Source organism: Candidatus Kaiserbacteria bacterium (assembly GCA_016699245.1).
Lineage (GTDB): Bacteria > Patescibacteriota > Minisyncoccia > Phycocordibacterales > UBA918 > Damh-18.
This window is the reverse complement of the sequence record CP064968.1, coordinates 815,784-841,566: the sequence shown is the minus strand read 5'-3', so window position 1 is coordinate 841,566 and position 25,783 is coordinate 815,784. Positions and strand designations below refer to the sequence as shown.

25 protein-coding genes and 1 tRNA gene are annotated in these 25,783 nt (G+C 44.3%); 12 read left to right on the top strand and 14 right to left on the bottom strand.

The window, feature by feature from the left end; all coding sequences use genetic code 11:
* Positions 1-59 precede the first annotated feature (59 nt).
* Positions 60-533 (bottom strand): TrmH family RNA methyltransferase, encoded by a 474-nt coding sequence (locus IPH92_04245; GenBank protein ID QQR64743.1) that lies wholly within the window; start codon positions 531-533, stop codon positions 60-62.
* 30 nt (positions 534-563) lie between these two features.
* On the opposite strand from IPH92_04245, the gene IPH92_04240 reads away from it, so the two are divergent.
* The 3 genes from IPH92_04240 to IPH92_04230 all read left to right on the top strand — a co-directional run bounded on the left by IPH92_04240 (position 564) and on the right by IPH92_04230 (position 3,161).
* Complete coding sequence (locus IPH92_04240) at positions 564-962, top strand: DoxX family membrane protein (protein ID QQR64742.1); 399 nt, start codon at positions 564-566, stop codon at positions 960-962.
* Positions 963-1,148: 186 nt separating this feature from the next.
* Positions 1,149-1,221, top strand: a tRNA-Lys gene (locus IPH92_04235).
* Between the two features lie 485 nt (positions 1,222-1,706).
* Positions 1,707-3,161 (top strand): phospholipase, encoded by a 1,455-nt coding sequence (locus IPH92_04230; protein ID QQR64741.1) that lies wholly within the window; start codon positions 1,707-1,709, stop codon positions 3,159-3,161.
* 9 nt (positions 3,162-3,170) lie between these two features.
* On the opposite strand, the gene IPH92_04225 is transcribed toward IPH92_04230, so the two are convergent.
* The 4 genes from IPH92_04225 to IPH92_04210 all read right to left on the bottom strand — a co-directional run bounded on the left by IPH92_04225 (position 3,171) and on the right by IPH92_04210 (position 7,102).
* Complete coding sequence (locus IPH92_04225) at positions 3,171-3,872, bottom strand: hypothetical protein (protein QQR64740.1); 702 nt, start codon at positions 3,870-3,872, stop codon at positions 3,171-3,173.
* A gap of 2 nt (positions 3,873-3,874) precedes the next feature.
* The gene (locus IPH92_04220) at positions 3,875-6,262 is read right to left on the bottom strand and encodes a hypothetical protein (protein QQR64739.1); all 2,388 of its coding nucleotides are present in this window, start codon (positions 6,260-6,262) and stop codon (positions 3,875-3,877) included.
* Complete coding sequence (gene tsaE, locus IPH92_04215) at positions 6,252-6,689, bottom strand: tRNA (adenosine(37)-N6)-threonylcarbamoyltransferase complex ATPase subunit type 1 TsaE (GenBank protein QQR64738.1); 438 nt, start codon at positions 6,687-6,689, stop codon at positions 6,252-6,254. The genes IPH92_04220 and tsaE overlap by 11 nt, the downstream gene beginning before the upstream one ends.
* Positions 6,690-6,793: 104 nt before the next feature.
* Complete coding sequence (locus IPH92_04210; GenBank protein QQR64737.1) at positions 6,794-7,102, bottom strand: membrane lipoprotein lipid attachment site-containing protein; 309 nt, start codon at positions 7,100-7,102, stop codon at positions 6,794-6,796.
* Between the two features lie 124 nt (positions 7,103-7,226).
* On the opposite strand from IPH92_04210, the gene IPH92_04205 reads away from it, so the two are divergent.
* The 5 genes from IPH92_04205 (at position 7,227) to IPH92_04185 (ending at position 11,739) form a co-directional block, all read left to right on the top strand.
* Positions 7,227-8,876, top strand: a complete 1,650-nt coding sequence (locus IPH92_04205; protein ID QQR64736.1) for a type II/IV secretion system protein — start codon at positions 7,227-7,229, stop codon at positions 8,874-8,876.
* 403 nt (positions 8,877-9,279) lie between these two features.
* Complete coding sequence (gene ruvB, locus IPH92_04200; protein ID QQR64735.1) at positions 9,280-10,284, top strand: Holliday junction branch migration DNA helicase RuvB; 1,005 nt, start codon at positions 9,280-9,282, stop codon at positions 10,282-10,284.
* Between the two features lie 62 nt (positions 10,285-10,346).
* On the top strand, positions 10,347-10,895 hold the full coding sequence (locus tag IPH92_04195) for a YebC/PmpR family DNA-binding transcriptional regulator (GenBank protein ID QQR64734.1): 549 nt from the start codon (positions 10,347-10,349) through the stop codon (positions 10,893-10,895).
* Positions 10,896-10,897: 2 nt separating this feature from the next.
* Positions 10,898-11,371, top strand: coding sequence for a crossover junction endodeoxyribonuclease RuvC (locus IPH92_04190; protein QQR64733.1), 474 nt, complete (start codon positions 10,898-10,900; stop codon positions 11,369-11,371).
* A 98-nt stretch (positions 11,372-11,469) separates the two neighbouring features.
* Complete coding sequence (locus IPH92_04185; GenBank protein ID QQR64732.1) at positions 11,470-11,739, top strand: hypothetical protein; 270 nt, start codon at positions 11,470-11,472, stop codon at positions 11,737-11,739.
* 39 nt (positions 11,740-11,778) lie between these two features.
* Here the strand turns inward: IPH92_04185 and IPH92_04180 are convergent, their stop codons facing one another.
* Positions 11,779-12,960, bottom strand: coding sequence for a tyrosine--tRNA ligase (locus IPH92_04180; GenBank protein ID QQR64731.1), 1,182 nt, complete (start codon positions 12,958-12,960; stop codon positions 11,779-11,781).
* Between the two features lie 33 nt (positions 12,961-12,993).
* On the opposite strand from IPH92_04180, the gene IPH92_04175 reads away from it, so the two are divergent.
* Positions 12,994-15,288 carry a penicillin-binding protein gene (locus IPH92_04175; GenBank protein QQR64730.1) on the top strand — a complete coding sequence of 765 codons (2,295 nt, stop codon included), beginning with the start codon at positions 12,994-12,996 and terminating at the stop codon, positions 15,286-15,288.
* Here IPH92_04175 and IPH92_04170 read toward each other — a convergent pair.
* The 3 genes from IPH92_04170 to dnaA all read right to left on the bottom strand — a co-directional run bounded on the left by IPH92_04170 (position 15,285) and on the right by dnaA (position 18,705).
* Entirely contained in the window at positions 15,285-15,590 is a 306-nt protein-coding gene (locus tag IPH92_04170) for a hypothetical protein (protein QQR64729.1), read from the bottom strand. The genes IPH92_04175 and IPH92_04170 overlap by 4 nt on opposite strands.
* A gap of 353 nt (positions 15,591-15,943) precedes the next feature.
* The gene (dnaN, locus tag IPH92_04165) at positions 15,944-17,035 is read right to left on the bottom strand and encodes a DNA polymerase III subunit beta (GenBank protein QQR64728.1); all 1,092 of its coding nucleotides are present in this window, start codon (positions 17,033-17,035) and stop codon (positions 15,944-15,946) included.
* A gap of 290 nt (positions 17,036-17,325) precedes the next feature.
* A complete protein-coding gene (gene dnaA, locus IPH92_04160) occupies positions 17,326-18,705 on the bottom strand; it encodes a chromosomal replication initiator protein DnaA (protein ID QQR64727.1) in 1,380 nt (459 codons plus the stop codon).
* Positions 18,706-18,937: 232 nt separating this feature from the next.
* Between dnaA and rpmH the strand changes: the two genes are divergently transcribed.
* From rpmH to IPH92_04145, 3 genes are all read left to right on the top strand, one after another.
* Positions 18,938-19,075 carry a 50S ribosomal protein L34 gene (rpmH, locus tag IPH92_04155; GenBank protein ID QQR64726.1) on the top strand — a complete coding sequence of 46 codons (138 nt, stop codon included), beginning with the start codon at positions 18,938-18,940 and terminating at the stop codon, positions 19,073-19,075.
* Between the two features lie 72 nt (positions 19,076-19,147).
* Positions 19,148-19,501 carry a ribonuclease P protein component gene (gene rnpA, locus IPH92_04150; protein QQR64725.1) on the top strand — a complete coding sequence of 118 codons (354 nt, stop codon included), beginning with the start codon at positions 19,148-19,150 and terminating at the stop codon, positions 19,499-19,501.
* Positions 19,498-20,247 carry a membrane protein insertase YidC gene (locus IPH92_04145; protein QQR64724.1) on the top strand — a complete coding sequence of 250 codons (750 nt, stop codon included), beginning with the start codon at positions 19,498-19,500 and terminating at the stop codon, positions 20,245-20,247. Before rnpA ends, IPH92_04145 begins: the two co-directional genes overlap by 4 nt.
* A 60-nt stretch (positions 20,248-20,307) precedes the next feature.
* Here the strand turns inward: IPH92_04145 and IPH92_04140 are convergent, their stop codons facing one another.
* From IPH92_04140 to IPH92_04120, 5 genes are read right to left on the bottom strand one after another with little or no spacing between them, the layout of a single operon-like run.
* Positions 20,308-21,453, bottom strand: a complete 1,146-nt coding sequence (locus IPH92_04140; GenBank protein ID QQR64723.1) for a hypothetical protein — start codon at positions 21,451-21,453, stop codon at positions 20,308-20,310.
* Between the two features lie 9 nt (positions 21,454-21,462).
* Complete coding sequence (locus IPH92_04135; GenBank protein QQR64722.1) at positions 21,463-22,239, bottom strand: hypothetical protein; 777 nt, start codon at positions 22,237-22,239, stop codon at positions 21,463-21,465.
* 2 nt (positions 22,240-22,241) lie between these two features.
* The gene (locus IPH92_04130) at positions 22,242-23,240 is read right to left on the bottom strand and encodes a hypothetical protein (GenBank protein ID QQR64721.1); all 999 of its coding nucleotides are present in this window, start codon (positions 23,238-23,240) and stop codon (positions 22,242-22,244) included.
* Positions 23,241-23,272: 32 nt separating this feature from the next.
* Positions 23,273-23,983, bottom strand: coding sequence for a hypothetical protein (locus IPH92_04125; protein QQR64720.1), 711 nt, complete (start codon positions 23,981-23,983; stop codon positions 23,273-23,275).
* 1 nt (position 23,984) lies between these two features.
* Entirely contained in the window at positions 23,985-25,781 is a 1,797-nt protein-coding gene (locus IPH92_04120) for a DUF87 domain-containing protein (GenBank protein ID QQR64719.1), read from the bottom strand.
* Between the last annotated feature and the right edge of the window lie 2 nt (positions 25,782-25,783).

Sequence of the window (25,783 nt, the reverse complement as noted above, 5' to 3'; positions counted from 1 at the left end):
AGTGCTAGTGAATAAATACTTTCTCTTATCGTACACCTAGCGTTGCGGTACGCAATCACTCATGCACGTATATCTCGTACATGAAAAAGAATTACCCCAGCACACACCGAGACATTAAGCGATTCCTTCAAACCACTCATAGGAATCTGAATATGTACGGGTGCATATGCAAGTACTTCGGGTTCCACGCCAGTTATTTCATTCCCAAAAATATATGCGATATCTCCTTGTGGAGCATAGGAGGTATAGGGAATCGCATGCGAAGTTTGCTCTACCGCTACAAGTGTCACCCCTTCTTCCCCAAGCTGAGTAATGAGTGTTTGGATATCAGAAACAACTTCGTACGGCACGGTGTGGGTAGCACCAAGAGAAGTTTTCAAAATCTCTTCGCGCTCCCTGCCAAAGCGATCGACGGGAGCAGGTGTGTACCCCGTGAGAAATATTTTAGACACCCCTGCTCCATCTGCACTTCGAAAGACCGATCCCACATTATGGGCGCTTCGTATATTGTGAAGAATAACAAACGTAGACATAGATAGAAGAATGATACACTAAATGTACACATGCTCAATCTCTTTCCTATTCAATTTCTCGCACCGTTTGCCTACCTTCTTTTGCGTGTCAGTGTAGGTTTTATACTCATACGTCTCGGGATTATTCATATTCGGAACCGCCATGCACTCAAAGACACCTTATCCTCTGGCATTTTCCCGTATGGACTTTTCTTTGCGTGGTATCTCGGTATAGTGGAAATAATTATAGGAACACTATTTTTGGTGGGCTTTCTCACTCAATTAGCAGCCATACTCAGTATGGTACTTTCACTGAAGTTTATTATGATGCACAAACGTTTTACCCATCCACTCATCCCTTCTCGACTTACCTATGTTTTACTCTTTTTTATTTCGCTCTCCCTCCTCATTACCGGCGCCGGTCTCTTTGCTTTTGATCTGCCTATCTAATAGACAAGGTTCCTGATTGTGGTATAGTTTTTGTGCGCAGAAATGCGCGTTTTCATTTCAGTAGCCGTAAGAACCATCCGCCTTATCGTTCGCAAGAACGCCACACAGGCGCTGTACACCTTTAGGGTATTTTCTCCCTTTGGTCGAAAATTCCACTAAAGGTCCGGAAAAGTGTCCCACACTTTTCCGCCCATAGCTCAGCCGGTAGAGCAGCTCCCTTTTAAGGAGAAGGTCCCAGGTTCGATCCCTGGTGGGCGGACAACGTAAAGAAAAACAGTGCCTGCGCACTGTTTTTTAGTTGTCCGAGCCGCAGCGATGTTTTTCTTTTTCAAAAAAGAAAAACCGCGAGGCGGGTTCGCAGATACTTACTAGAATTAGAACGAAGTGAATAATTATAGTTAGTAATCTGTGAAGACACAGAATCCCTTTAACAGAAGTCACGTGTGGTTTTTTAAATTAGTCCGCCCAAGCGAGCAATTTGTTTTGCTCGCGGCCAGGGATCGAAGACCTTGCGAGGGATTTTGCGAGTGATAACGAAGCAAAATACCCACAAGGCAAAAACGATTCGTTTTTGAAGGTTGTCGAAATTTGTCAAAATTTCCTACAACCTAAACGGAATCTGTAAGATTTACTGGTCATGTAATGACCGATTCCCTGGTGATGCGCAATGAAAAAAAATACTTAGAGACTTATGACGACCAATTACAAACCAAAACACCCCAACCAATACTGGTACAATAGTGTATGCGAAAGAAAATCATACTCGGTCTTTGTGTCCTCGTGTGCGTTATAGGATTCTATAACGTCTACAAACCCCTTCCCCACAACGTCAACATGCGCGGTACCGAATATCCTGTTACGAGAGAAGACGTACACTTCTTCACCGACACCACCTATGTGGACGCTGCGGGCACACGTCATTCTGAACAAGAAATATTTGATGAAATATTTCGTATGGTGCGGGATGCAGACTCGTACGTGCTCATTGATATGTTTCTTTTTAATGATTTTCTTGGCACCGCCACCTCTTCCTATCGCGGACTTTCAGGAGAACTCATTGACACGCTTGTTGCTAAAAAAAGCGAAGACCCCAACACCGTCATCCAAGTCATAACCGACCCACTCAATTCACTCTACGGGGAGTATGATTCGAAACAATTACAAACTCTCAAAGATGCAGGTATCATCGTCACTGAAACAAAACTCACTACACTCCGCGACAGCAACCCCCTCTACAGTGCACTCTGGAGAAGTATTTTGTGGTGGATACCCTTCGGCGTTGTGGGCGACGTTCTCCCCAACCTCCTTGATGCACGTAAAGAGGATGTTGGCATTCATGCATATCTCACCATGCTCAATTTCAAAGCAAATCATCGCAAAGTAATTGCGACAGATTACCTCCGCCCAGATGGCTCTCGGGGCATGAATGTACTCCTCACCTCCGCAAATCCTCACGACGGCTCGAGTGCCCATACCAACACCGCACTCCGCGTTGATAGAGGAATGTGGCGTGATGTAATAGAAAGTGAAAAAGCTGTTGTTATTTTTTCTGGACATACTTTTACCCCGCCAACATCTATTACCGATTCTGAAGTATCAAACGCAAATCTTGGGGCGCAACTTTTAACTGAAAAAAGTATTAAAGTGGCGATTCTCTATGAGTTGAAAGAACTAAACGCAGGAGACTCATTTGATATGGCTATGTTCTACTTTTCTGACCGCGACATTATAGACGCACTCAAAGAGGCTGATGCGCGGGGAGTGCATATTCGCCTCATCCTCGACCCCAACAAAGATGCCTTTGGACGTCAAAAGGGTGGTGTGCCTAACAGGCAAGTGGCCCATGAACTTCTCTTGCACTCAAAGGGAAATACGAGTATTCGCTGGTGCGACACTCATGGTGAGCAATGTCACACAAAACTACTCATATTCAAAAAAGGCGATGCGCGTGTCGTAGTACAGGGCTCAGCCAATCTCACTCGCCGCAACATAGACAACTTTAATCTTGAAGCTGATGTACTCGTGCGTGGCACGACTCCTGAGCCACTTTTTTCAGAGATAGAATCATTTTTTGAGATGGAGTGGAGCAATGAAAATGGGCGCACATACACCACAGACTATGAGACGTACCGTGATACAGAAATGAAAAAGAAGATTCTCTATCGTTTTGGAGAGTTTACTGGAATAAGCAGCTATTAAGATTTCTTTTTAAATACCCAATATCCACGCTTCAAGAGCGAGTGTGGTGTCGCGCTTTCCGGCATGACCTTCGTGGTAGATGATAAGGAGCGCGCGCGAAAATGTGTCCACTTCTCCTTTTTTAAAAGCGCTGAGCGCGCGTTTTGCTTTTTGATATGGATATGATTTTTGCCCTGCTTCCTCCGAGCTTCCTGTGCGTTCCGCGAGGCGAAGTAACTTAAGTTGCCACAGAAGGATGCCAATGATTTCTTCCACACGTACCCCTTCGCGTGTGAGTGAAATAAAGAGGAGCCACAGGCGTTTTTTATCGCGTGCTATAAGCGCGTCACAAAGTGCAAACACATCGAGTTTCTCGGCCTCTTTTTTTATCTCTTCAAAAACGTTTGCATGTGCTTTGCACTCTTTTTGTATCGCTACAGGAAGTACGCCCTCAATAAGTACAAACGTATGTAGGGAAGCAGCAAGTATGGGGAAAAGTGCGCACACGTCTGTGAGCGCATCCTGATTTTCAGAAAACATGTCGAGCACCACAACTTGTGGATCTCCAAAGAGCGAGACACTTCCGGCAATATCAGCAAGCATACCAGGCACGTAGGTATCGGGGGAAATACGGAGTGTGCGATCTCCCACAGTGTCACCAAGCGAAGCCACTGTCTCCCGCGCTCGTGTACGTACTGCCTCAGTATCGGTTCCAAAAAAAACGTAGAGCATGTTTATAGTTTTACCATACCGTCCCAACTCTTCCCCACTTTCACTTCGGCCTGAATAGGAACCTCTTTTGTCTCACTAAGTGGAAGCACTCCTTCCATAATACTTTTCAGTTTCGGCACCACCATCTGTACTATGGCTTCCTTAATTTCAAATACAAGTTCATCATGTACCTGAAGCATCATATGTACTGAGCCAGTGAGTTTTTCCTTTGTGAGATAGTCATGAATCTGCACCATCGCAATACGAATAATATCAGCCGAGGTTCCCTGCACCGGGGCATTAATAGCCATACGCTCTGCCTGCGCACGTATAAATGGCGCACTCGAGTTCATTCCGGGGAAATGTCTGCGGCGGCCAAAATACGTAAGTGTGTAGCCGTTTGCACGGGCGAAGGCTTTTGTTTCTTCGAGATATTCTGCAAGACGGGTGAAGGTATTGAAGTAGGCATTGAAAAATTCTTGTGCTGCTGCGCGTGTCGTGTCATTTCCTAAATTTGCTCGAAGAGCATTCACTCCCATACCATAGAGAATACCGAAGTTAATCACCTTTGCTTGGCGTCGCATGTCGGGTGTTACCTCTCTAAGTTCCACATTAAAAACACGCGCTGCTACCCCTTGGTGCACGTCCTCACCGTTTTTAAAAATCTCAATGAGTTTAGCATCACCCGAAAGAAATGCTGCGATGCGCAATTCCACTTGCGAATAGTCGATAGAAACGAGGGTGTACCCTGTGTCGGCCATAAACGCTTTCCTAATTTGTCGTCCCTCTTCTGTACGTACGGGAATGTTTTGAATATTGGGATTCTGTGAAGACATGCGCCCTGTGGTGGTACCCGCCTGCAGAAATGTGGTGTGGAGGCGTCCGTCCTCCCCTACCATAGAGGGAATAGTATCAATGTATGTCGAGACTAATTTCTGAATTTCGCGATAGCGCAAAATCTCTTCGATAATAGGGTGCATTCCCTGCATCTTTTCGAGTTCAGACTCGCGCGTCGAGCGCTGTCCGGTGGCAGTGTGCCTTTGATTCTTTGGCTTAAGCCCGAGGTGGTCGTAGAGAATCTCACCGAGTTGCTTCGGTGAATTTATGTTAAATTCCATCCCCACATGCGCGTACATCTTTTTTTCTAAAATTTCAATCTCAGCATGAATTTTTTTTGAGAGTGTCGCGAGATGTGCTCCGTCAATACGAATACCGATACGTTCCATGTCGCGCAACACCGGCATAAGCGGGAGTTCAATTTCACGGTAGACCTTTTCAAGGTTTTCTGTTTTAAGCGATGCAAAAATATGCGCTTCGATTTCGGTAAATGTAGTGAGGTCATGCACTCGTCCATACTGCATAATGTCATCATAGGTGGGATTAGTGGTATCGGAAGAAAGTAACCAGAGCGCAAGCGAGACTTCGTGAATACGTAGAGAAGGGACATCCTCTGGAACTGATACTTCCATGGTGATGGGCATATTGAAAAGCGCCTGCACACGTGTCGCGAGTGTTCGGAAACCAAGCTCTGCAAAGAGCGTAAGCACTGGCTCCGCTTCAAGACGGTCACGCCACGTGTGCTCGGGGAGTGTGAAGTGTATCGGTGCATCACGGCGAATTGTTGCAAGCATTTTTGAAAAGAGAGCCTCCTCCTCATTTTCGCGAAGCAACGTAATCATACGCTCTTTAATTCCCACGTTTTTAAGAAGTCCTTCGTCTTTTTTAAGTGCCTTATATATTCCTTCAACCGTCTTAAAATGAATGAGGAGTTCAGTAGCAGTTTTTTCACCAATGCCTTTGATACCCGGAATATTGTCGGAAGGGTCGCCACGAAGACCTTTGTAGTCGGGCACTTGGAGTGGGCCAAATTGGAAACGTCCTTTCACACCATCTTCGTCGTAAAGTACGGTATCGTTGATTCCCTTCTTGAGGGTATACACGAGTACTTTCTTTTTATCGACGAGTTGCAGGGTATCCATATCTCCCGAGGCGATAATGACACGGAGGTTCGCATTATTTTTTGTCTGCTCAACGATGGTGCCAAGCATATCGTCAGCCTCAAAGCCTGCGAGTTCATACATGGGTATGTGAAAAGCGGTAAAAATATCGCGTGAGCGAATAATTTGCTCCACGAGTGCGTCTTCTGTTTTAGCACGTCCGGCTTTATATTCTTTGTATACCTCATGGCGATAGGTGGGCTCAGGGAGGTCAAAGCACGCGACTATGTAGTCGGGTTTCAGCTCCTCCACTATCTTGAGGAGCATACTCACCACTCCATAGAGCGCCCCAGTGGGTTCGCCCTTTGGAGAAGTAAAATCTGGAAGCGCATGGTATGCACGATGAAGAATCGCGTGCGCGTCGAGAAGCACGAGTGTCTCTACATCTTCTGTATTTTTCTTTTTAGTTGCCATACGTAATGGTGCGGGTAGTACCCACGAGACTAATGTTGATAGTGTGTGCGTCTTTAGGAATGAGTGCTTGTATTTTCTCGGGCCACTCGATACACACGAGGTTAGTCGGCTCGCTCAAAATCTCCGCGAGCCCGAGAACGCGCATTTCATCATCGGATTCAATGCGATATGCATCAATGTGCACGAGTGTTTTAAAAAAAGAATGTGCAGGAATCGGATATGACTTCATAATCACAAACGTCGGACTTGTGATGTCGTACGAGATGCCGAGGAGAGATGCAAGTTCTTTTGTAAATGCGGTCTTCCCGGCACCCAGGTCGCCAGAAAGCGCGAGTACCTGCGCGGTACTCTTCGGAGAACATGACGCCAAAATCTCTTCCGCTAATGCATGGAGTTCTTCGATTGTATTGATAACTTTCTCCTTCATACAAAGCATTCTACCATGTAATAAAAGGAGTGCGCGGGCAAAAGAAAAGGCCGGTTTCTTAAAAGATATTCTTTTAAGCAACCGGCCTTGAGCATTCGTTCGCCTTAGTGGCAATACTTCTTGTGATGCTTATGCCAGTAAGGGGTGTTCATGCATCGACCCTCATTGTGTTGGCGGTTATAGTGTCGACCGTACTGTCGGTCACGATATCCATTATCGCGATGGTAGCGTTGGTCAGGTGCTGGCACAATCACCACACGCCGTTCAATGTGATACACCGTAGGTGGTGGTGTAACCACGACACGTTCACGATAATACGAATCGTGCGACTGGTATTGAGGAGCATGGCGCGCAGTAACCACACAACCGCTCACCATTAAAGCTGAGACTAAAACTAAAAGAACTCGTTTCATATTCCCTCCTTTGGGAAAGGTTAATCGACTTAAATTATAAAACAGTATAGTATAATAGTCAACAATCCCCAAAAAGTGCCTTATTCTCTGCATATTTAAAGGGCTCGCGTGCTACCATATACCTATGGCAACATTTGATGACTCTCGTATCAACACTCAAATCGACAAACTTCACCATACTGAGGAAGAACGACTTTTGCGGCAATTGGCCCCAAAATATGGCTACCCGTATGTGAATCTAAGTGAGACGAAAGTGGAAGTTGATGTACTTCGCCTTTTCCCTGAAGCGGTGTCAACCCGTTTTCAATGTGCACTTTTTGCCAAAAAAGGAAACGTGGTTTCGGTCGCTATCTCCAATCCAAAACACCCTGATATTCCCGCTATTAGCGACACATTAAAAACGATGGGTCTTTCCGCTACACTGTACCTTGCATCTCACCACAGCATTACACAGGCATGGGCGCACTATCATGACACTGAAAAGGCGCTGGCCGAGACTCGTGGCGTGTTGGATGTAAATGAAAAAAAGATTGAAGAGTTTATGCGCGACGTACACTCACACTTTGATGTCGGTGGTATGCTTGCCAAAATTCAAGGAGAAAATAATGTAGATCGAACGAGTAGAATTATTGAAATTCTTTTTGGTGGAGCACTCGCTCTCTGGGCTTCAGACGTGCATATTGAACCCGAGGTCGCTTCCACTCGGGTACGCTATCGTCTTGACGGAGTACTCATGGATGTGGGAGATATTGATCGCGATGCCACATCCCATATTATTTCACGAATCAAATTGCTTGCAGGAGTGAAGCTCAATGTCCGGAATATTGCTCAAGACGGACGCTTTACCATTGACATCGGTAGTCGTGAGATTGAAATTCGTACATCGGTGATTCCAGGAGCGCAAGGAGAATCAATTGTGATGCGTCTTCTCGACCAAAAATCGGCAAACTTTAGTATCGATAAACTCGGTCTGAGCCCTCGTTTACGAGAAATTATTGACAAGGAGTTAAAGCAACCAAATGGTGCTATTGTGACAACCGGCCCTACAGGCTCGGGTAAAACCACCGCACTCTACTCATTCCTCAAAGCAGTAAGTACTCCTGAAATTAAAATTATTACCCTTGAAGACCCTGTTGAATATAAACTCGAGGGTGTCGTGCATACCCCTATTAGCTCGGCATATAGTTTTGCCAGTGGCCTTCGTGCAATTCTTCGCCAAGACCCCGATGTGATTCTTGTAGGTGAGATTCGCGATCGTGAAGTGATGGAAGCAGTGGTACACGCGGCGCTCACGGGACACTTGGTGTTTTCTACACTCCACACCAATAGCGCTGCAGCGGCTTTTGCACGCCTTATCGACATGGGAATGGACTCGCGCATGTTTGGAAGCGCATTTAATATTATCTTAGGCCAGCGCCTGGTGCGCGTACTTTGCGACAAATGCAAAGTAGAGCGCAACATGACCACTGAGGAATTAAAAATGATTCAACGAATACTTGAGGCTCCAGTTGCCATCCAAACAGTCTTTGACGCAAAGGGTTGTGAGGCGTGTGGCATGAATGGGTACAAAGGACGCGTTGGAGTATTTGAAGCAATCCAAGTTGATGAAGCAGTAGAAAATGTTGTGCTTTCGGACTCACGTGAAGTGGCTATTCTCGCTGCAGCAAAGCCTCAAGGAATCCCTACCATGCAACAAGATGGCCTCTATAAAGCACTCGCAGGAATGACCACTCTTGATGAACTTGAGCGTGTACTCGGACTCTATGTGGAATAAAATGAAAACCGCAAACTTCTAAAGAAGTTGGCGGTTTTCATATGCTATGCAATCCCCCTGCTATGCGGTCAAGGCGACGCCTGCGGGAGTCTGTGTTATATTCGGCAGTAGTATGAATTGGTTCGTTCACATCGAACATATAACCCTTTACGCAATAGCTTCCGTAAGAAGTGACACTCCAAAACTGAGGTTTACCTCAGTGATCACGCTCAAGGCGGGTACCAAAATACCCTCGTCTTGAGTGCCAAGTATTGCGTAAAGGGTTATCAGTTCGATGACCCTTGAATAAAAAAGAAACATCCGGCAGTCCCGAATGTAATGAACGATACAGGAAAATTCTATCATACCTTGTATTTTTGTCAATCCCCTCCCGTTCTCTCCCCTCTTCATATACAATATACCCATGAATACACCCATTGATTCAAAGCCTTCTATTGAGCGCGATTTCACGGGCAACCTCGACCAAACCCTTCGACCTCAATCGTGGGATGAGTACGTCGGACAGGCAAAAATCAAGGAAAATCTACGTATTTTGCTTACCGCAGCGCGTGAGCGTGGCCATGCTGCTGAACATATTCTTCTCTATGGACCTCCGGGGCTTGGCAAAACAACCCTTGCCCACCTCATCTCGAAGACCCTTGGCACCAACATGAAAACCACCTCGGGGCCAGCGATTGAGCGTGTGGGTGACTTGGCAGCTATCCTTACCAATCTCACTCCCGGAGACGTACTATTTATCGATGAAATACATCGTCTTTCAAAATCTATTGAAGAAGTCCTGTACCCTGCAATGGAGTCAGGTGTCCTCGATATCATTATTGGTAAAGGCCCTTCAGCAAGAACAGTACAGCTCGACCTTCCTCCATTTACACTCGTTGCTGCTACCACACGTATATCACTTCTCTCTGCTCCCCTTCGTTCTCGCTTCTCAGGGGGAACTTTCCGACTCGAGTTTTATGCTGATAGTGAAATAGCACATATTCTGGGGAGGTCTGCAGAACTTCTGAGTGTGCGCGTCGCTCCTTCACTTCTTGAACACATTGCACATCGTTGTCGTGCCACACCCCGAACTGCAAATTATCTTTTGAAACGTTGTCGCGACCTTGCACAACTCGAAAGCACTGATCTCGATGAACATATTATTGAAAAGACTTTTGATCTTCTCGAAATAGATGCACGTGGTCTCACCGGTCCCGACCGCGCGGTACTCAGTGTGGTTATTGATAAGTTTAACGGCGGTCCTGTAGGGCTCAACACCATCGCCGCAGCCACTGGCGAAGAGATGTCGACAATTGAAGATGTCCTTGAGCCATATCTCATTCGACAAGGATTTCTCGAACGCACTCCTCGTGGTCGCGTAGCAACCACGAGTGCCTACGAACACATGCGTTCACTCGAGAACACATGAGTTGATGAAATACGGTGAGGATGGTTATATATTCGTATCATTATTCATTAAGATTACATACCGTGTCAGGACATAATAAATGGTCACAGATTAAACATCAGAAAGCAAAGACTGATGGGCAAAAAAGTAAGGTATTTTCAAAACACACAAGCCTTATTGCAATGGAATCAAGGAAGGCCCAAGGGAACCTCAGTTCCCCTGGGCTTGCAGCGGCTATTGAGCGTGCAAAAAAAGATTCGATGCCAAAAGAAAACATCGACAGGGCGGTCGCGAAAGGAAGTGGTGCTGACGGTGCTACTCTTTCTGAAGTACTTTACGAAACGTATGGCCCCGGAGGTACTGCAATTCTGATAACCGCGGTAACCGACAACCCCAATCGCACTACTCCTGAGATGAAACACCTCCTCTCAAAGCATGGATATCAACTCGGTGCAGTAGGGTCTTCAGCATGGGCATTTACAAAAACACATGAAGGATACGTCCCCAACATGCCCATGAATCTTTCTGAAGAAGATGGTGAGAAGCTCGCCACGCTTGTGGAACTCCTTGAAGCAAATGATGATGTCCACGATGTGTACACCACTGCAGACGAACCTAATTCTAAAGAATAGGTATGCGTGTTCTTGCACTTGACCCTGGATACGACAGGCTCGGTGTTGCGGTGATTGAAAAAGAAAATGGAAAAGAGAAACTCCTGTATTCTGCTTGTATCCTGACCTCTCGTGATGAAACACTTCACACGCGCCTTTTTCAAGTTGGAGAAGCAGTTGAAAGACTTATTCTTGAACATACACCACAAGCAGTTGGTATAGAGACACTCTTTTTTAACAAAAATGTAAAAACGGCGATTGGGGTTGCGCAGGCACGAGGGATTATTCTCTTTCTCGCACAGAAAGCTGGGTGTGTGGTGTATGAATTTGGCCCTCAAGAAATAAAAGTAGCGGTAACTGGTTACGGGAAAAGTGACAAAAAAGCCGTCATTGATATGGTGAAACGCCTCATTGTAAATGCCCCAATGAATGCGCTTGATGATGAATATGATGCAATTGCAGTCGGAATTACCACGCTTGCCCACCACCCTCATTAATCTCAACCTATAATTATAGGGATTGCCCAGTTGCATAATACGTAAACTTTTGATACAAAGAACTCTACTAGATTATTGTAACCAAATACACGAACCATATGATCTTTTTTGTAACACAAAACAATTCAAATATTTTTGAAGAGGAGGAAGAGGTGGGTATTGACGACGCCCTCCTCGGTGAACTTACTGAGGAAGTAGATGACGAGCTTGATGAAGAATTTGACCCACTACTCAAGGAAACTGCATTTGATGCACTCACTGAAGAAACGGAACCCGGCCTTGCAGAAGATGGAAGTAAGGTATTCGACGAGGAAGAAGACGAGGAAGAAATGGATTATGATTCATTCGATGATAAAGATGAACTTTAAAATATAAAAACAGCCCGTGCTTCGCACGGGCTGTTTTTATTATGGAAGTAATTTCACAAACCTTCTCTTTCCAAGTTTCAACACTGTTGGTTTCGAAACGGTTTCAGGGATCTCTGTGATTTTCTCGCCCGTCTCTGCATTTCGTACACCACCCGCTTCAAGCAAACGTCGTAACTCAGCCTTTGAAGATACCACTGCTTGTGCAATAAGTTCCTCCACGAAATCCTTTTTAATTTCAAGCACATCCTCGGGGACCTGCTTTTGCTGAAAGGTCTCACTAAAATATGTCTGTCCTTCTTTTGCTCCTTCATCGCCGTGATACATGCGGGTAATTTCATATGCAAGACGAAGTTTCATATCGCGTGGGTTTGCCCCTGCGGCAAGTTCTACTTCAATCGTCTGTATCTCATGCATAGGGAGTCGTGTGCACATCTCAAAATAAGCCACAACATCCTCATCCCGCATACTCATCACTTTTCCAAACATATCATTCGAGGGAGTAAGGAGATTGATAGTATTTCCCCAGCTCGAGCTCATCTTTCTCCCATCAGTACCATGTATCAAAGGAGACATGAGAATATTTTGTGCATCCTGTCCAAAGTGGGGTTGCATGGTGCGTCCCGCTAGAAGATTAAATCGTTGATCAGTACCACCGAGCTCTACATCAGCCTGAATCGCTACGCTGTCATACCCCTGCATAAGTGGGTACAGCGTCTCACGAAGTGATACACGCTTCCCTGTATCGAGGCGACGTTTGATGTTATCGCGTGCAATAAAATCTGCCACTGAGAAGAGGTCTGCATGTTCTCCAAGTTCGCGATATGTTAATTTTTCGAGCCATTCTGAGTTGTAGCGAAATTCTACTTTGTTAATATCAAGAATTTTTTCCACTTGCTTTAGATATGTTTTTTTATTTTCATCTACTGCTTCACGTGTGAGCATGGGACGTTCACTCTCCTTATCTGAAGTATCACCAATAATTCCCGTGAAGTCACCAATAATGAGTATTATTTGGTGCCCAAGTTCCTGAAAGTCACGGAGTTTTAAAAGGGGTACTGATCGACCAATATGCACATGAGCACTTGTGGGGTCGATGCCGAGTTTCACTCGCAATTGTTTGCCTGAAAGAAGTTTTGATTTGAGTTCATCATAGTGAATTACCTCTTCAACGCCACGGGTGAGTAATGTTTCAATTTTTTCTGGATTTGTATCTATTTGCATAGTAAGTACTCATTATAGTATCACACCCTCCAGATGTTTATATCTGCACAATACAGTGATACTATTGGCAATATGAAACATGTGCGCACGTGGATTAAACGGCATTTCAAGGAGATTATTATTGATGGTTTTATTGGTCTTTTTGTGCTGGGACTCATTGCTACCGGTATCCTTCTTGTATGGATTGCCACCCTCGATATTCCCGACCTTTCTTCTTTTGAAGAGCGCAAAGTACAACAATCAACTAAAATCTACGACCGTACTGGGGAAATTCTCCTCTACGACCTCCACCAAGACGTACGCCGCACCATTGTGCCGTATGAGGACATTTCTCGTCACATCAAAAATGCCACCGTTGCTATTGAGGATGATACCTTCTTTGAGCATGCAGGTGTGCGCCCCCTTGCAATTCTACGCTCCATGATAAGCAATGTACAAAAGGGTGGTGGCCCCTTTAGTGGTGCAGGAGGCTCCACTATCACACAGCAAGTAATCAAAAATTCCATTCTCCAACACGAAAAAACACTCACCAGAAAAGTGAAGGAGGCTATTCTTGCATTTCGTCTAGAACAAATACTCACCAAAGAAGAAATCCTTGGTCACTATCTCAATGAATCACCATACGGAGGAACGATATACGGTGTCGAGGAAGCAAGTCTCTCATTCTTTGGAAAACGTGCCTCTGAAGTGACGCTCGGAGAGGCAGCATATCTTGCAGCACTTCCTCAACTTCCTACATATTATTCTCCTTACGGTAATCACATTGATGAACTCGAGATACGTAAAAACTACGTTCTCGAGAAAATGGTCACGCTCGGCTTTATTTCTAAAGAGGAGCACGATGCTGCCATGAATGAGCGAGTAGAGTTTAAACCACAAGTAGCTACTGGTATTCGCGCACCACACTTTGTCTTCTATGTACGAGACTACCTTGTTGAAAAATACGGTGAAGAATCAATTGCTGAGCGTGGACTTAAGGTAATCACTACTCTTGATTGGAAACTACAAGAACAAGCAGAGGAAATTGTAAAAAAGAACGCATTACACAATGCCAAAACCTTTAATGCAGAAAATGCGGCGCTTGTTGCTACAGACCCTACTGATGGCCACATACTCGTTATGGTGGGCTCGCGTGATTACTTCGACACTGAGATCGATGGTAATTTCAATATTGCCCTCGCCGAACGCCAGCCTGGATCTTCCTTTAAACCATTTGTGTACGCAGCCGCATTTAAAAAGGGATACACTCCTGAGACGGTAGTCTTTGATCTTAAAACACAGTTTTCCACCACGTGCACGCCTGACAATTTTACCTCTGAGGATGGTTGTTACTCCCCCGACAACTACGACCATAAATTCCGTGGCCCGGTTACTTTTAAAAATGCGCTTGCTCAATCACTCAACGTCCCCGCAGTAAAAGCGCTGTACCTCGCTGGTATTCCTGCATCGATTAAAATGGCGCGAGATATGGGTATCACCACTCTCGGAAGTGGAAATAAGTATGGACTCACGCTTGTACTTGGGGGTGGTGAGGTAAAACTTCTAGAAATGGTAGGTGCGTATGGTACTTTTGCAAATGAAGGAATTCGCCATGAGCTCCAAAGTATTATTCGTGTTGAAGATGCTGATGGAAATATACTTGAGGAGTCAGAACCTGTAGCAAAACCAGTGCTTGACCCTAATGTTGCACGACAAATATCTGATATCCTTTCCGACAACGTTGCTCGTACACCGCTCTATGGGGCCAACTCTACGCTCTATTTCGGCGGACGCGATGTAGCTGCAAAGACAGGGACAACAAATGACAAACGTGATGCATGGGTACTTGGATACACTCCTAATCTTGTTGTTGGTGCATGGGCAGGAAACAACGACAATCGCTCTATGAGTGAAATATCTGGACTTATTATTACCCCACTTTGGCGAGAATTTATGGATGTTGCACTTCCCACACTAGAAGAAGAATCATTTACAAAGCCCATCCCTACTCCCGATACCCTAAAACCTGTCCTCCGAGGGGTCTGGTTTGACGCAGGAGCACTTGTAACCCCTCCTCCGAGTGATTCTGAGGGAGACACTGGGCCAGCTCCTGTTACGGTAGAAAACGCAGTTATGGGTGCACATTCGATTCTGTACTTCCTTGATAAAGACAATCCACGCGGTCCGCAACCCTCATACCCTACTGACGGTCAATTCCCTCTGTGGGAATACCCCATCACACTCTGGAAAAATTCTCTTATGGGACTTAATGAAATTAAAGAAGCAGAGGAAACTGATACTTCTACTTCAGATGAAGTAGAAGAGCCCGAAGAATCAAATAATCCTTAAAGAATGTTTTTGGGGAGACTCTTTTCACTAATAGTGTCGCGCATTACACGTAATATTTCCTTTTTATGAAGAGTTATTTCTGTTTTTATCATTCCTGATGCATGTACTGAGAGAGTGTGTGTATCAGGATTATACGTACAATTATTTTTTGTGAGTGTTGCACCACACACCTCTTCTACTGCCACAATAAATGCGGTTACCACTATCCCCTGTGGTGCCCTAAGGGTTTGGGTATATTTTTTAAAAAGGTCGGAGACATGTACGATTCCTTGTCCGCGTTTGTTGTGGGGTTTGAAGAGCATGTAAAAATAGATTTGGTGGGGGGTGGTTATATGGACTTGGTACAGGGTCAGTTATATAAACTCGCTACATTGATGGCTACTTGGCTTTTTCCTCCGGGGGGGAGGAAAAAGCCAAGGACTCGGAAAATTATAGGCGCTTCGCTTCTTAATTTCTAGACCACTCAGAAATTATAGGAGTTGATAAATTGATTCGCTACAGGGTCTTGCTGCTTCGATTTTTCCTCCGGGGGGAGGAAAACAGGGATTTGGTAAAGGGATTCGCTACAGGGTCTTGCTGCTTCGATTTTTCCTCCGGGGGGAGGAAAAATCGAAGGACTCGAGAAAATATATATGCTTCGCATATTATTTTTCGGTCATTTATTCATAGGCATTACGAGGTAGCGTAAAGAACTATCATTAATGTTCTCTATCACCATAGGACGGCCTACACCGGCACATTTTAAAAGGATACTATCACTTTGAATATGGGGAATTACTTCATGAATGTAGCGTTGATTAAAATTAAGTGTAAGATCCTCTCCTTCAATATGTGCTTTTATTGACTCAGTAGTAGCTCCTGCCTCACCACTTTGTGAAGAAAGACTGCACGTACCCTCAGAGATAGTGAGCGTAAGTTGCATGAATTTATTAAGGAATATATTGGTTTTTTTAAGCGCTTGTGCAAAATCACTGGTGAGGGTAGTAATAGTTGTTTTATATTCTTTTGGAATAATCTGAGCGTAATCGGGAAATGTACCCGTAATTAAACGTGAGGTAATATAAATATTTCCAACGGTGAGAGCGCATTGATTTTCAGTAACAAAGAGTTGCACATCTCCTGATACATCATCTATTACTCGTGAGAGTTCAAGGGCGTTTTTATACGGTATAAGAATTGCTTCTTCAAGTACAACTCCTTTTTGTGGAATTGTTTTTTCCATTAAACGAAATGAGTCAGTCGCTACAAACGTGAGTGCATGCTCTTTTTTTTGATGAATATAGATACTCCCCAACTCTGGCTTAATTGAAGATTGTGACGCAGTAAATGCAGTTGTTTTAATTCCGAGCGCAAAAAGATGCCCTTGTATAGTGATAGGGTTACTTGAGATATGAGGAATACTTGGGAAATCACCAGCAGGAATACTTTTAATTTCTGTACGTGAGTCTCGTGCCTCTACTACCAATACTTCACCTTCGGTAGTTAAGGTAATAGATGGTTGTGAAATAAGATTCACTGTCTGTACTAAAATATATGCAGGCACTGCAATAACACCCTCCTCTTCTACTTTTACCGTAAGCGTTCCCTCAATGCCAATCTCAAGGTTTGTTGCTTTTATAACAAGTGTAGTTCCTGACACATTAAGGAGCACACATTGTAGTACAGGGAGAGTGATGTGTTTTGTACTCACTTTAGAAACAATATCGAGTACTTGTTTCAATTGTTTTGTTTCAATAGTGATGTGCATACGTGTCTATTATTTTTTCTTTTAAAAACAGTATTCCTTATTATTAGTGGTGTGGATGTGTGGATATTGCTTTAATGTGGCTTATTATAAATCTTTTTGTATATCTGGCTTTGTATAGAATTGGGTATAGTGTGTATGAAACTGTATAAAAGGGTGTGGATGTATTTTATACATAACATCCATACTCCTCTTAATCGTCTCCTACACCACTATTAATTCTTTCTATACACAGGTGTTTGTAATAGTAGTCCATACTTTTATAAAGAACTTTTCCACACATATCCCCCACCTTATTTCAAAAGGAGACGGATTTGTGAAATCTCCTCTTCGAGTTCAGCACTTTCCTTCACCTCATGCTTAATTTTTTCACAGGAGTGAATCACAGTCGTGTGATCCCTACCACCCAGTTTTTGTCCAATTGCAGGATATGATACTTGAAAATCCTCCCTTAGGATATACATAATAAGTTGCCGCGGCTTCACCACTTCTTTACGACGTGTTTTTTCGTAGATACTTGCGGGGTCAATATCAAAATACCGTGCAACTTTATCCACTACATCAGAGACCGCAAGTGATTTGCGCGGACGTGTGCTGTTTTTAATAAGCACCTTTACTTCGTCAAGATTTAACGTGCGCCCTAAGAGTTGTGATTGACACAAAATAGTATTGAGTGCACCTTCAATTTCACGCACATTGCCATCAATAGTATGTGAGAGGTGTTCCACCACATCATCACTCAAGGTAAGGCTATTTTGTGCTGCTTTAGAGCGTAAAATAGCACCACGAGATTCAAAATCAGGTTCAGGTATATCAACAATCATTCCCTGTGCAAAACGCGACCTGAGACGATCTTCCATATTCGACATGATTGCGGGGTGTACATCACTCGAAAACACAATTTGTTTGTTGTTGTCGTGCATAGAGTTAAAAAGATGGAAGAGTTCCTCCTGTGTCTTTTCTTTATTCATCAAAAATTGTACATCATCCATCACAAGCACATCGTATTGGCGGTATTTATCCTTAAATCCGTTTGCAGTACCATTTTGGAGAGCATTCATATAATCGACAGTAAAACGCTCACTGGTTACATAAAACACTTTCTTCCCCACACGTTTTAATTGGTTCCCCACAGCCTGTATGAGGTGCGTCTTTCCATGCCCTGTCTTTCCGTATATAAAAAGTGGATTGTATGCGATGCCAGGCTTATTAACCACAGTACGTGCTGCTGCATGCGCAAGTTCATTAAAGGGACCTACGACAAAGTTATCAAAAACATACTTTGGATTGAGGTTGTCGCTTTTGTTTATGTAATACTCTTCAAGTGGAAGGGCAGCGTTTACCGTCTGTTTACGCGACGACTCTTGTTTACGGTCGGTGCGTTGGACTACAGCGTATTCGATACTTCGCGCGTGGGGGGTAAGGTCGCGAAGCGTCTTTAAAATAAGTGTTTGAAATTTGTCTGCAACCCAATCGCGCACAAAGACACTCGGCACCCCCAGTGTCACGGTGCCATCCTCTACCGATACAATCTGTGTATCGCGAAACCACGTTTTAAAATTTGCTGAAGTAATGGAGAGTTCTATACTTACGAGCGCATCATCCCAGAGCTTTTTTATATCTATCTGCTCAGTGTGTATTATATTTGTTGAGATGTTTGAAATGGAACTCATAGATTGCATAGAGGAAATGCTAAACGACAAGAAGTATTATACGTGTCTGTAGAAAAGTGTAAACAATATTCAATAAATGGGATATATAGTACTCATTGTGTATAGGGGCTGTGTATAGGATGGGGAGAGTCGTGTATAACCTATTTGTCAAAGATGAGTCCCTTTGTCATATTACATGCGTATTGATTAAAAATGGTTTGTGGTGTAGAGTGTGAGCCACAACATTTTATATATGCCAAAACGAACCTATCAACCAAAAAAGCGAAAACGAGCAACAACCCACGGGTTTCTCGTGCGTTCAGCAAGTGCGTCAGGGAGCGCGGTACTCGCCGCACGACGCCGTAAAGGACGAGCAAAGCTAAGCGTTTAAGAAAAGGCCCCTGCGTGCCTTTTTACGTGACGTTTTATACTATGCCTCGATATAGTGCGCTATACTAAGCATATGCTTCCTAAAAAAGAACGATTGAGCAGATTAGAATTCAATCGTTTTTTTTCTGTGGGGAAGCGTTATCACTCCCCCCTCTTTACCTTGGTATATGCTCCTTCCCCGGCACTGCATGTATCAGTAGTGGTATCTAAAAAAATATCCAATCATGCAGTTGTACGCAACAAGATTCGGCGACGAATATATGATATTGTGAGACACTACCGCACTGAGACGGAGGTGCGTGGGGTATTTATTTTTTTGACCAAAAAAGGTGTAGAGAATACACCATATACTTCTCTTAAATCCGAAGTATACGCACGACTGAGTACATCCATACAAAATACTAGTAATATGAGTACACTTCTATGAGTTCAATCTGGCATACATTTTTCTTTGACCCTGTCTATAATAGCCTCGTTTTTTTTATTGATGTCGTGCGTGATGGTGATGTGGGGCTTGCGATTATCTGTACGGTGATATTGGTAAAATTGATACTCCTCCCCATTTCACTCAAAGCAGCTCGTACACAACTCGCAATGCGCGAGCTTGAGCCAAAACTCGCTAAAATAAAAGAGGATTTTAAAGACCAGCGTGAGATGCAGGCGACAAAGACTATGGAACTTTTCCGCGAAGCAAAGGTAAATCCATTTGCCAGTATTTTCATTCTCTTCCTTCAGATCCCTATCGTTATTGCCTTATACCTTTCTGTATCTTCTGGAGGTGGTGTTAAGCTTCCTGATATCAATACCGTTCTTCTCTATTCATTTATTCCTACCCCCGAGACAGTGAATATGATTTTCCTTGGGTTTATGGACATTACCGCACGGAGTCTTCCGCTCGCTCTCCTTGCCGGAGTCACGCAATACATTCTTACCCATCTTACCCTTCCTCCACAAAAACCGAAGGACCCCAAAGCAGAGCCAAACTTCAAAGATGATTTCGCACGCAGTATGCACATTCAAATGAAGTACGTCATGCCGGTAATTATCATTATAGCTGCATACACCATTTCCGCAGCGATTGCACTTTACTTCACTATCAGCAATATTGTATCGATTGGGCAGGAATATGTGGTGCGCCACAAGGGATTAAAGCTTCCTCATACAACAAAATAAACACGTGTGGAGACAAACAAAAACAGCCGTAGGCTGTTTTTATCTGTCTGTGTGCGGAATTTAGAGAGTGGTATCAAAGAGCCAGAGCGTGTTGTCATTTTTATTGATGAGGTATACACGCTTCCCTTCCTTGTCTGCACCAATTTTAAGTACATCTATCGCGCGGCCACTTGCACCAGTAAAGTCTACAAGCACCTCCGCTTTTTGATTTTTGGTGTCGACTATCCAAAGCGAATCATCAAATGAAACGTCACCCATGTACCAGTCATCAGGAAACGCTTGGGTGTTGAGGGTCTCTTTTGGGATTGCACAGTAGAGGAAGGTTTCACCTGACACGCATTTTTCAGGAATGTATGGAAGTGGCTGTGTTACTCGCTCGCCATCTAAAGTTATAAGAAAAGACTTTACGAGTGTATCAGTAGAACGCGTTACCATGACACCATCATGAGTAGCAAAACTTGCGAGGCCACGACCTCCCTTTGTTACATAGTGGAGATCGTTTTTAATTACTTGATAGAGGTAGCCCATTTGTTTGGTGGAAGGTGTTGTAAATACATAGGTAGGGTTTCCCCACAATACTCCCACATCTTTGAGTGGCAAGTTAAACACCATTGTATCCGCCTCTTTCATCATATTGTACGAGTACCCGAGAGTACTATACCCTTCGTTTATCGTGTATTCCAGTGTCCCCGATGCATTAACAAAAGCAATATTTTTTGCGCCAAGTGGGAGTGTCACTCCAGAAAATTGTGTGCCTGATGTCAGTTTACCTACCAACGTCCTCTCATCTCCTTCGTCAAGCATGGTAATTGCCGCGTATAAGCCATCATCAGAAAATACAGCATCGCGCGCACCAGGGATTGTCGTGCCACTCTGAAGTGTTTCAGCTCCAGTCTGAAGATTGATGTCGTATACATGCCCTGTTCCCTGCTCTACATACCGTATACCATCACTGGTAAATCCTGCTCCTGCTACGGGACGTGTGGTAAGTTGCTTGAGTGCTTGAGGCGCACCAAGAGTGTCCACATCACTCACATCAATGCTCGTGTTTTCAGGAGGTATGAATGTTTCTGCATCACTCCCCCCACTAAATCGCGTGAATATTTCAGCGCCACTTTGGGGGGTACCAAATGTAAATAGATATGCCCATATTCCTAACACTAAAACAAAAACGAGTACGCCGATTATAATAAATATATTTTTCATAAGATAATGTTAGGGGTCAAGACACAATTGGGGGGTTGCAGCACAGTTGACGCTATTCCCTGCACCCGCATTACCTGATACGGTAGGAATATTAGTACATGCAGTGCCATTCCAAGTACCGAGAGCATCCCAACAATCTTGTTGTGAGGTTGGAGCCTTAGCCCCTGCACTCCCGGAGCTATTCGCAAAACCTGGCCCACTTGCACCACCCGCTCCACCGGGATTCTTTATTGAACCAGCAGATGTATCCAACTTTGGAAGACCATTAAGAAAATCAAGACGAAGTAAATTGGGGTTAATGGTATTGAGAACAAGTGCTGGCAAAAGGAGAATAGCAAGCCCTATAAGAACACCCTTGATATCACTCTTGGCACTCGCTTTATCGGTCACGACACCCGACATACTGTATTTCACACCCGCGTATGCAATACGGAGAATTGCAATAAACACACCGACTGCAATAGTAAGCAAATATATCTTATTAATATAATCAGGGAGTGACGGTGTGCCACTTATACCGGGGATACCCACAAGTGGAGTGTATTTAACTCCACCCCCACCCCCCCCACCTACTGCTCCACCAGTCCCTCCACCTGTTGTGGCAGGAATATTAGTACATGTTGTACCGTTCCAAGTACCGAGGGCATTCCAACAGTCTTGTTGTGTAGTTGGTGCTTGAGCACTCACACCTGTTACAAACAGAGGTGTTGCAAAGAAGATACAGAACATACTAAGGATAAGGAAGAAAATACCTACTGGTGAGACACGATAGAGAGTTGTATTCATAATTAAAATATAAGTTGAAGCTTTTGCATCACATATTGTGGAATTCGATTTTTGGTAACCACACGCAAGGAGACTTCAGAGGTGCCTGTGATACCAGTACGTCTCAGTGTTATTGCGTTGGGAGCATCTTGGTTAGGAACTACTGCATTGTTGTCGAGGGTCCATGTGAAGTCCGCTTCTGCTGTATTTATGCGGGTATTCATGAAATAGGGCTCACCATAGAGGGTGGTCTCCTCACTAATGAGAGAAAAGGGATTCGCAACGGTGCGTTCAGAAAGTCCACGGAGTGAACTATATTCATAGAAATGCAATTGAGTTTCTTCGGGGTTCAAAAGGATAGTCTTTTTTCCAAGGGTAGTGCCTTCCGTATTTAATACTTCCACCGTAAGTTCATTATCACTATATCGAGGCATGGCGTATTCAAGTATAAACTTACCCTTTACTGGCCCACCGAGAAGAACAGTGCTCCCCGCAGACCATTTATATACATAATTACCTTTTATGCCACCCTTTGCATCATGGACGAGAGCAATAGCACGAACTCTGGATTCCTGACTTGGAAGTGCACGTCCTTTATAAAATGAAGGAACGTAGGTATCTGCCTCTAGGATGATATCGATGACTATGGGCGTAAGCGTGAGTGTTGCTGTCTGTGAGGGTGCGTTTGTATATGAAAGAACTGCTTTCACAACTTCTTGTGACCCAATCTCACGAGTAGGAACGGTAATGGAACGATTGTTTTTTGCTCCTACCTGCTCCACTCCGTTTACAAACCAGTTGATAGTTGCTCCAAATGTATTCACACTATAGTCATTTAACGATACGGTTGCGGTACTCTGTGGCTCAGGATACTGGGGCTTTGATTCAAGGTAAATACTGCTCCCTATAAAAGAAGGCACCTGAGCAAAAGCGCTCGACGGCAATGCTGTGCTGAAAATACAACCCAGAATAAACAAACAAGCAGTGATTGTGACTGAACGATATGAGTCTATGTGGTGCATACTCTTATAGTGTATCATGTGCATAATTAATTTCATTCACGTGAACTGAACAAAGACATGTAGATAACCCACAACAAGAGCCAGGGAAGAATATTGATGAATGGGATAATATTGAAGGCGAAGCACACCACCATGATGAGAAACATTGTGGAACTCCGTAATACGGAAATACCGATAAAAAAGAAAAATAAATTATAACCAATAAGTAATGCAAGTGAAAGCACAATACCGAGTCCCCAGAATACATACCCAAGACCTTCAAAGGGAAGTATATTTTGAAAATCAATTAAAACACCAAAAACCCGTCCAACAATAGTTTCGTGTCTGAGATACAGCACCACAGCGTGACCTCCAAAACCCAGCATTGCACCAACAGCAAAAAATATTTGTAGGACGTACGCAATGAGTGCATACCAGAGCGTTGAACGAATGGATGTGCGTGCCAAAAGTGTTTTTTCGCTCGCAAGCTTTTTTAAAAGCATTTTTTTCCCTTTTTCTTTGATGGCTTGCTGTATTCGTGATTGGTTTGCGGATTCCTGTGCTTCAGCAATCATCATGGCATTTTCTGCAGCATATGCGTCGTCATTAGCAGCCTGAATGGCCCCAGCATCATTCGCTGCTTCAGGACTCCATTTCCCACCCCGTAGATGGCGTTCGCCCACCGTCTCACGGCTCGGAATGCGGGACACTCGTCCTTGTACGTTTTGAATACCTCGTCTTGTATCGCGTGATTCTTCTGGCATATTATTTAGGTGCTCCTCCAAGTTCTTCACGAGCGCGTCTTATTTGTAACAATTGCGAGGGGTCTGAGGTGATGATTTGGTCTTCGGTGTATGAGGGGAGGACTTTAATCGCAACATGTTTAAGCCCAAGAAAGAAAATCCCTTCCCCGACACTTGACTCAAGAAGCATCAGTTTTTCCTCGTTCGTGAGATTGAACACACTTTGCAAGGTGTCCACAGCAGTAGGGGACTGCTTCATGAGCAGTTGAATGGAGGAGTTCGTAATCATCGGTACGCCATACGGTGAGCGGAGGAAGTCATCCACATCCTGAGTAATTGTCGCAAGTCCTAGATAGTATTTACGTCCACGCTTAGCCATGTTGTGGAGGAATGCGGCAGTGTCTTCTGACTTCAGCATCCACCACGCTTCATCAATCACGAGAAGGCGCTTCTTGAGTTCGCGCCGCACGGCACTCCAGATATGGTTGGTGACGATGTACATCGCAATGGTCTTAAGTTCCTCTTCCATGTCGCGTAAGGAAAAGACAATGAATTTTTGATTGATATCCACGTTGGTGGATTCATTCATAAAGCCCGCCCAGGTACCCGATGTGTATTTGGTAAGGCGCTGCACAAGCGATTCACTTCCTTCCATACCCGCGAGCACCATTTCAAAGTCAGTGAGGAGTGGTGGAGTGAGGTCACGGTAGTCGCCTGCACCGGTAATGTCTTTAAGTGCATATACCTCATGGAGAGCATTATCAATCACCGCGTCTTCTTCTGGGGTAAGTCCCCCGAGCATGAGCCGAAATAGTCCTACCAACTCAATAATATGTGAACGGAGCAGGTCTTTTGGATCCTCGTCAGACTGCGGGACTGGTAAATCGAATGGGTTGATGTGGTGTTTTGAAGAAAGCGAAATATTGAGGAACTTTCCGCCCGTGGCCTCAGCAAGATATTCATATTCACGTTCAGGGTCTATGACAATGACCTCGGTGCCAAACATGAGTGAACGGAGAATCTCGAGTTTGGTGGTGTATGACTTCCCTGCTCCCGAGGTAGCAAAAGTGACTGAGTTGTAGTTGGTAAGTTTAAATCGGTCAAAAAGAATAAGGGAGCCATTTTGACGGTTGATACCATACAAAATACCCGTATCTGAAGTGAGATCAGACGATATAAAGGGAAAGAAACTCGACAGCGGCGAAGAATTAAATTTGCTATGCACAAGGAGTTTATCAGAGAGAATAGGGAGTACGCTCAAAAACCCGTCTTCTTGTTGGAAGAGAGCAGGCTTCATGTAAATGAGGCGTGTATCAAGTGAGCCTTTCACCTCAGCCTCAATCTTATCGAGCGTTGCTTCCGTATCTCCATAGAGTGCAATGTAGAGCCCAACATTAAAAAGCTTTTCCTCTGCTTGCTGGAGTTTGTCTCGAAGTTCCTCAAGATTGCGGTATGCTGCATCGAGGAGAGGGTCACGCACCATTCCTTTATCTGCTCGTTCATTGATTTGGCTCTGCACCTCAGCAACCTTTTTTTGAAATTTCTTAAGGGTTTCTGCAGTGTCGATGGGGTGAATGACAATGGATACGTCTATTTCTCGCTCGAGATTAAGAATTGGCTCAAGCCAACCATCATTGAGATACCGTGGGTAGGAAACCGCAAAAAAAATACGAGAAACACGGCCACTGATATTGATCGTGCGAGGGGTAACATTAATAGCTGAAGGCGCCACAATATCCGGTGTGGTGAGGGGTGCATTGGTAGGCACCATCTCCACCGCCTCTTGCTTTTTTTGTTGAATGAAGTCAGTGAGTCGCATAG

Coding starts and splice junctions, on each gene's coding strand:
- IPH92_04245 (QQR64743.1), bottom strand. CDS start 533: ATGTCTACGTTTGTTATTCTTCACAATATACGAAGCGCCCATAATGTG.
- IPH92_04240 (QQR64742.1), top strand. CDS start 564: ATGCTCAATCTCTTTCCTATTCAATTTCTCGCACCGTTTGCCTACCTT.
- IPH92_04230 (QQR64741.1), top strand. CDS start 1,707: ATGCGAAAGAAAATCATACTCGGTCTTTGTGTCCTCGTGTGCGTTATA.
- IPH92_04225 (QQR64740.1), bottom strand. CDS start 3,872: ATGCTCTACGTTTTTTTTGGAACCGATACTGAGGCAGTACGTACACGA.
- IPH92_04220 (QQR64739.1), bottom strand. CDS start 6,262: ATGGCAACTAAAAAGAAAAATACAGAAGATGTAGAGACACTCGTGCTT.
- tsaE (QQR64738.1), bottom strand. CDS start 6,689: ATGAAGGAGAAAGTTATCAATACAATCGAAGAACTCCATGCATTAGCG.
- IPH92_04210 (QQR64737.1), bottom strand. CDS start 7,102: ATGAAACGAGTTCTTTTAGTTTTAGTCTCAGCTTTAATGGTGAGCGGT.
- IPH92_04205 (QQR64736.1), top strand. CDS start 7,227: ATGGCAACATTTGATGACTCTCGTATCAACACTCAAATCGACAAACTT.
- ruvB (QQR64735.1), top strand. CDS start 9,280: ATGAATACACCCATTGATTCAAAGCCTTCTATTGAGCGCGATTTCACG.
- IPH92_04190 (QQR64733.1), top strand. CDS start 10,898: ATGCGTGTTCTTGCACTTGACCCTGGATACGACAGGCTCGGTGTTGCG.
- IPH92_04185 (QQR64732.1), top strand. CDS start 11,470: ATGATCTTTTTTGTAACACAAAACAATTCAAATATTTTTGAAGAGGAG.
- IPH92_04180 (QQR64731.1), bottom strand. CDS start 12,960: ATGCAAATAGATACAAATCCAGAAAAAATTGAAACATTACTCACCCGT.
- IPH92_04175 (QQR64730.1), top strand. CDS start 12,994: ATGTTTATATCTGCACAATACAGTGATACTATTGGCAATATGAAACAT.
- IPH92_04170 (QQR64729.1), bottom strand. CDS start 15,590: ATGCTCTTCAAACCCCACAACAAACGCGGACAAGGAATCGTACATGTC.
- dnaN (QQR64728.1), bottom strand. CDS start 17,035: ATGCACATCACTATTGAAACAAAACAATTGAAACAAGTACTCGATATT.
- dnaA (QQR64727.1), bottom strand. CDS start 18,705: ATGAGTTCCATTTCAAACATCTCAACAAATATAATACACACTGAGCAG.
- rpmH (QQR64726.1), top strand. CDS start 18,938: ATGCCAAAACGAACCTATCAACCAAAAAAGCGAAAACGAGCAACAACC.
- rnpA (QQR64725.1), top strand. CDS start 19,148: ATGCTTCCTAAAAAAGAACGATTGAGCAGATTAGAATTCAATCGTTTT.
- IPH92_04145 (QQR64724.1), top strand. CDS start 19,498: ATGAGTTCAATCTGGCATACATTTTTCTTTGACCCTGTCTATAATAGC.
- IPH92_04140 (QQR64723.1), bottom strand. CDS start 21,453: ATGAAAAATATATTTATTATAATCGGCGTACTCGTTTTTGTTTTAGTG.
- IPH92_04135 (QQR64722.1), bottom strand. CDS start 22,239: ATGAATACAACTCTCTATCGTGTCTCACCAGTAGGTATTTTCTTCCTT.
- IPH92_04130 (QQR64721.1), bottom strand. CDS start 23,240: ATGCACCACATAGACTCATATCGTTCAGTCACAATCACTGCTTGTTTG.
- IPH92_04125 (QQR64720.1), bottom strand. CDS start 23,983: ATGCCAGAAGAATCACGCGATACAAGACGAGGTATTCAAAACGTACAA.
- IPH92_04120 (QQR64719.1), bottom strand. CDS start 25,781: ATGCGACTCACTGACTTCATTCAACAAAAAAAGCAAGAGGCGGTGGAG.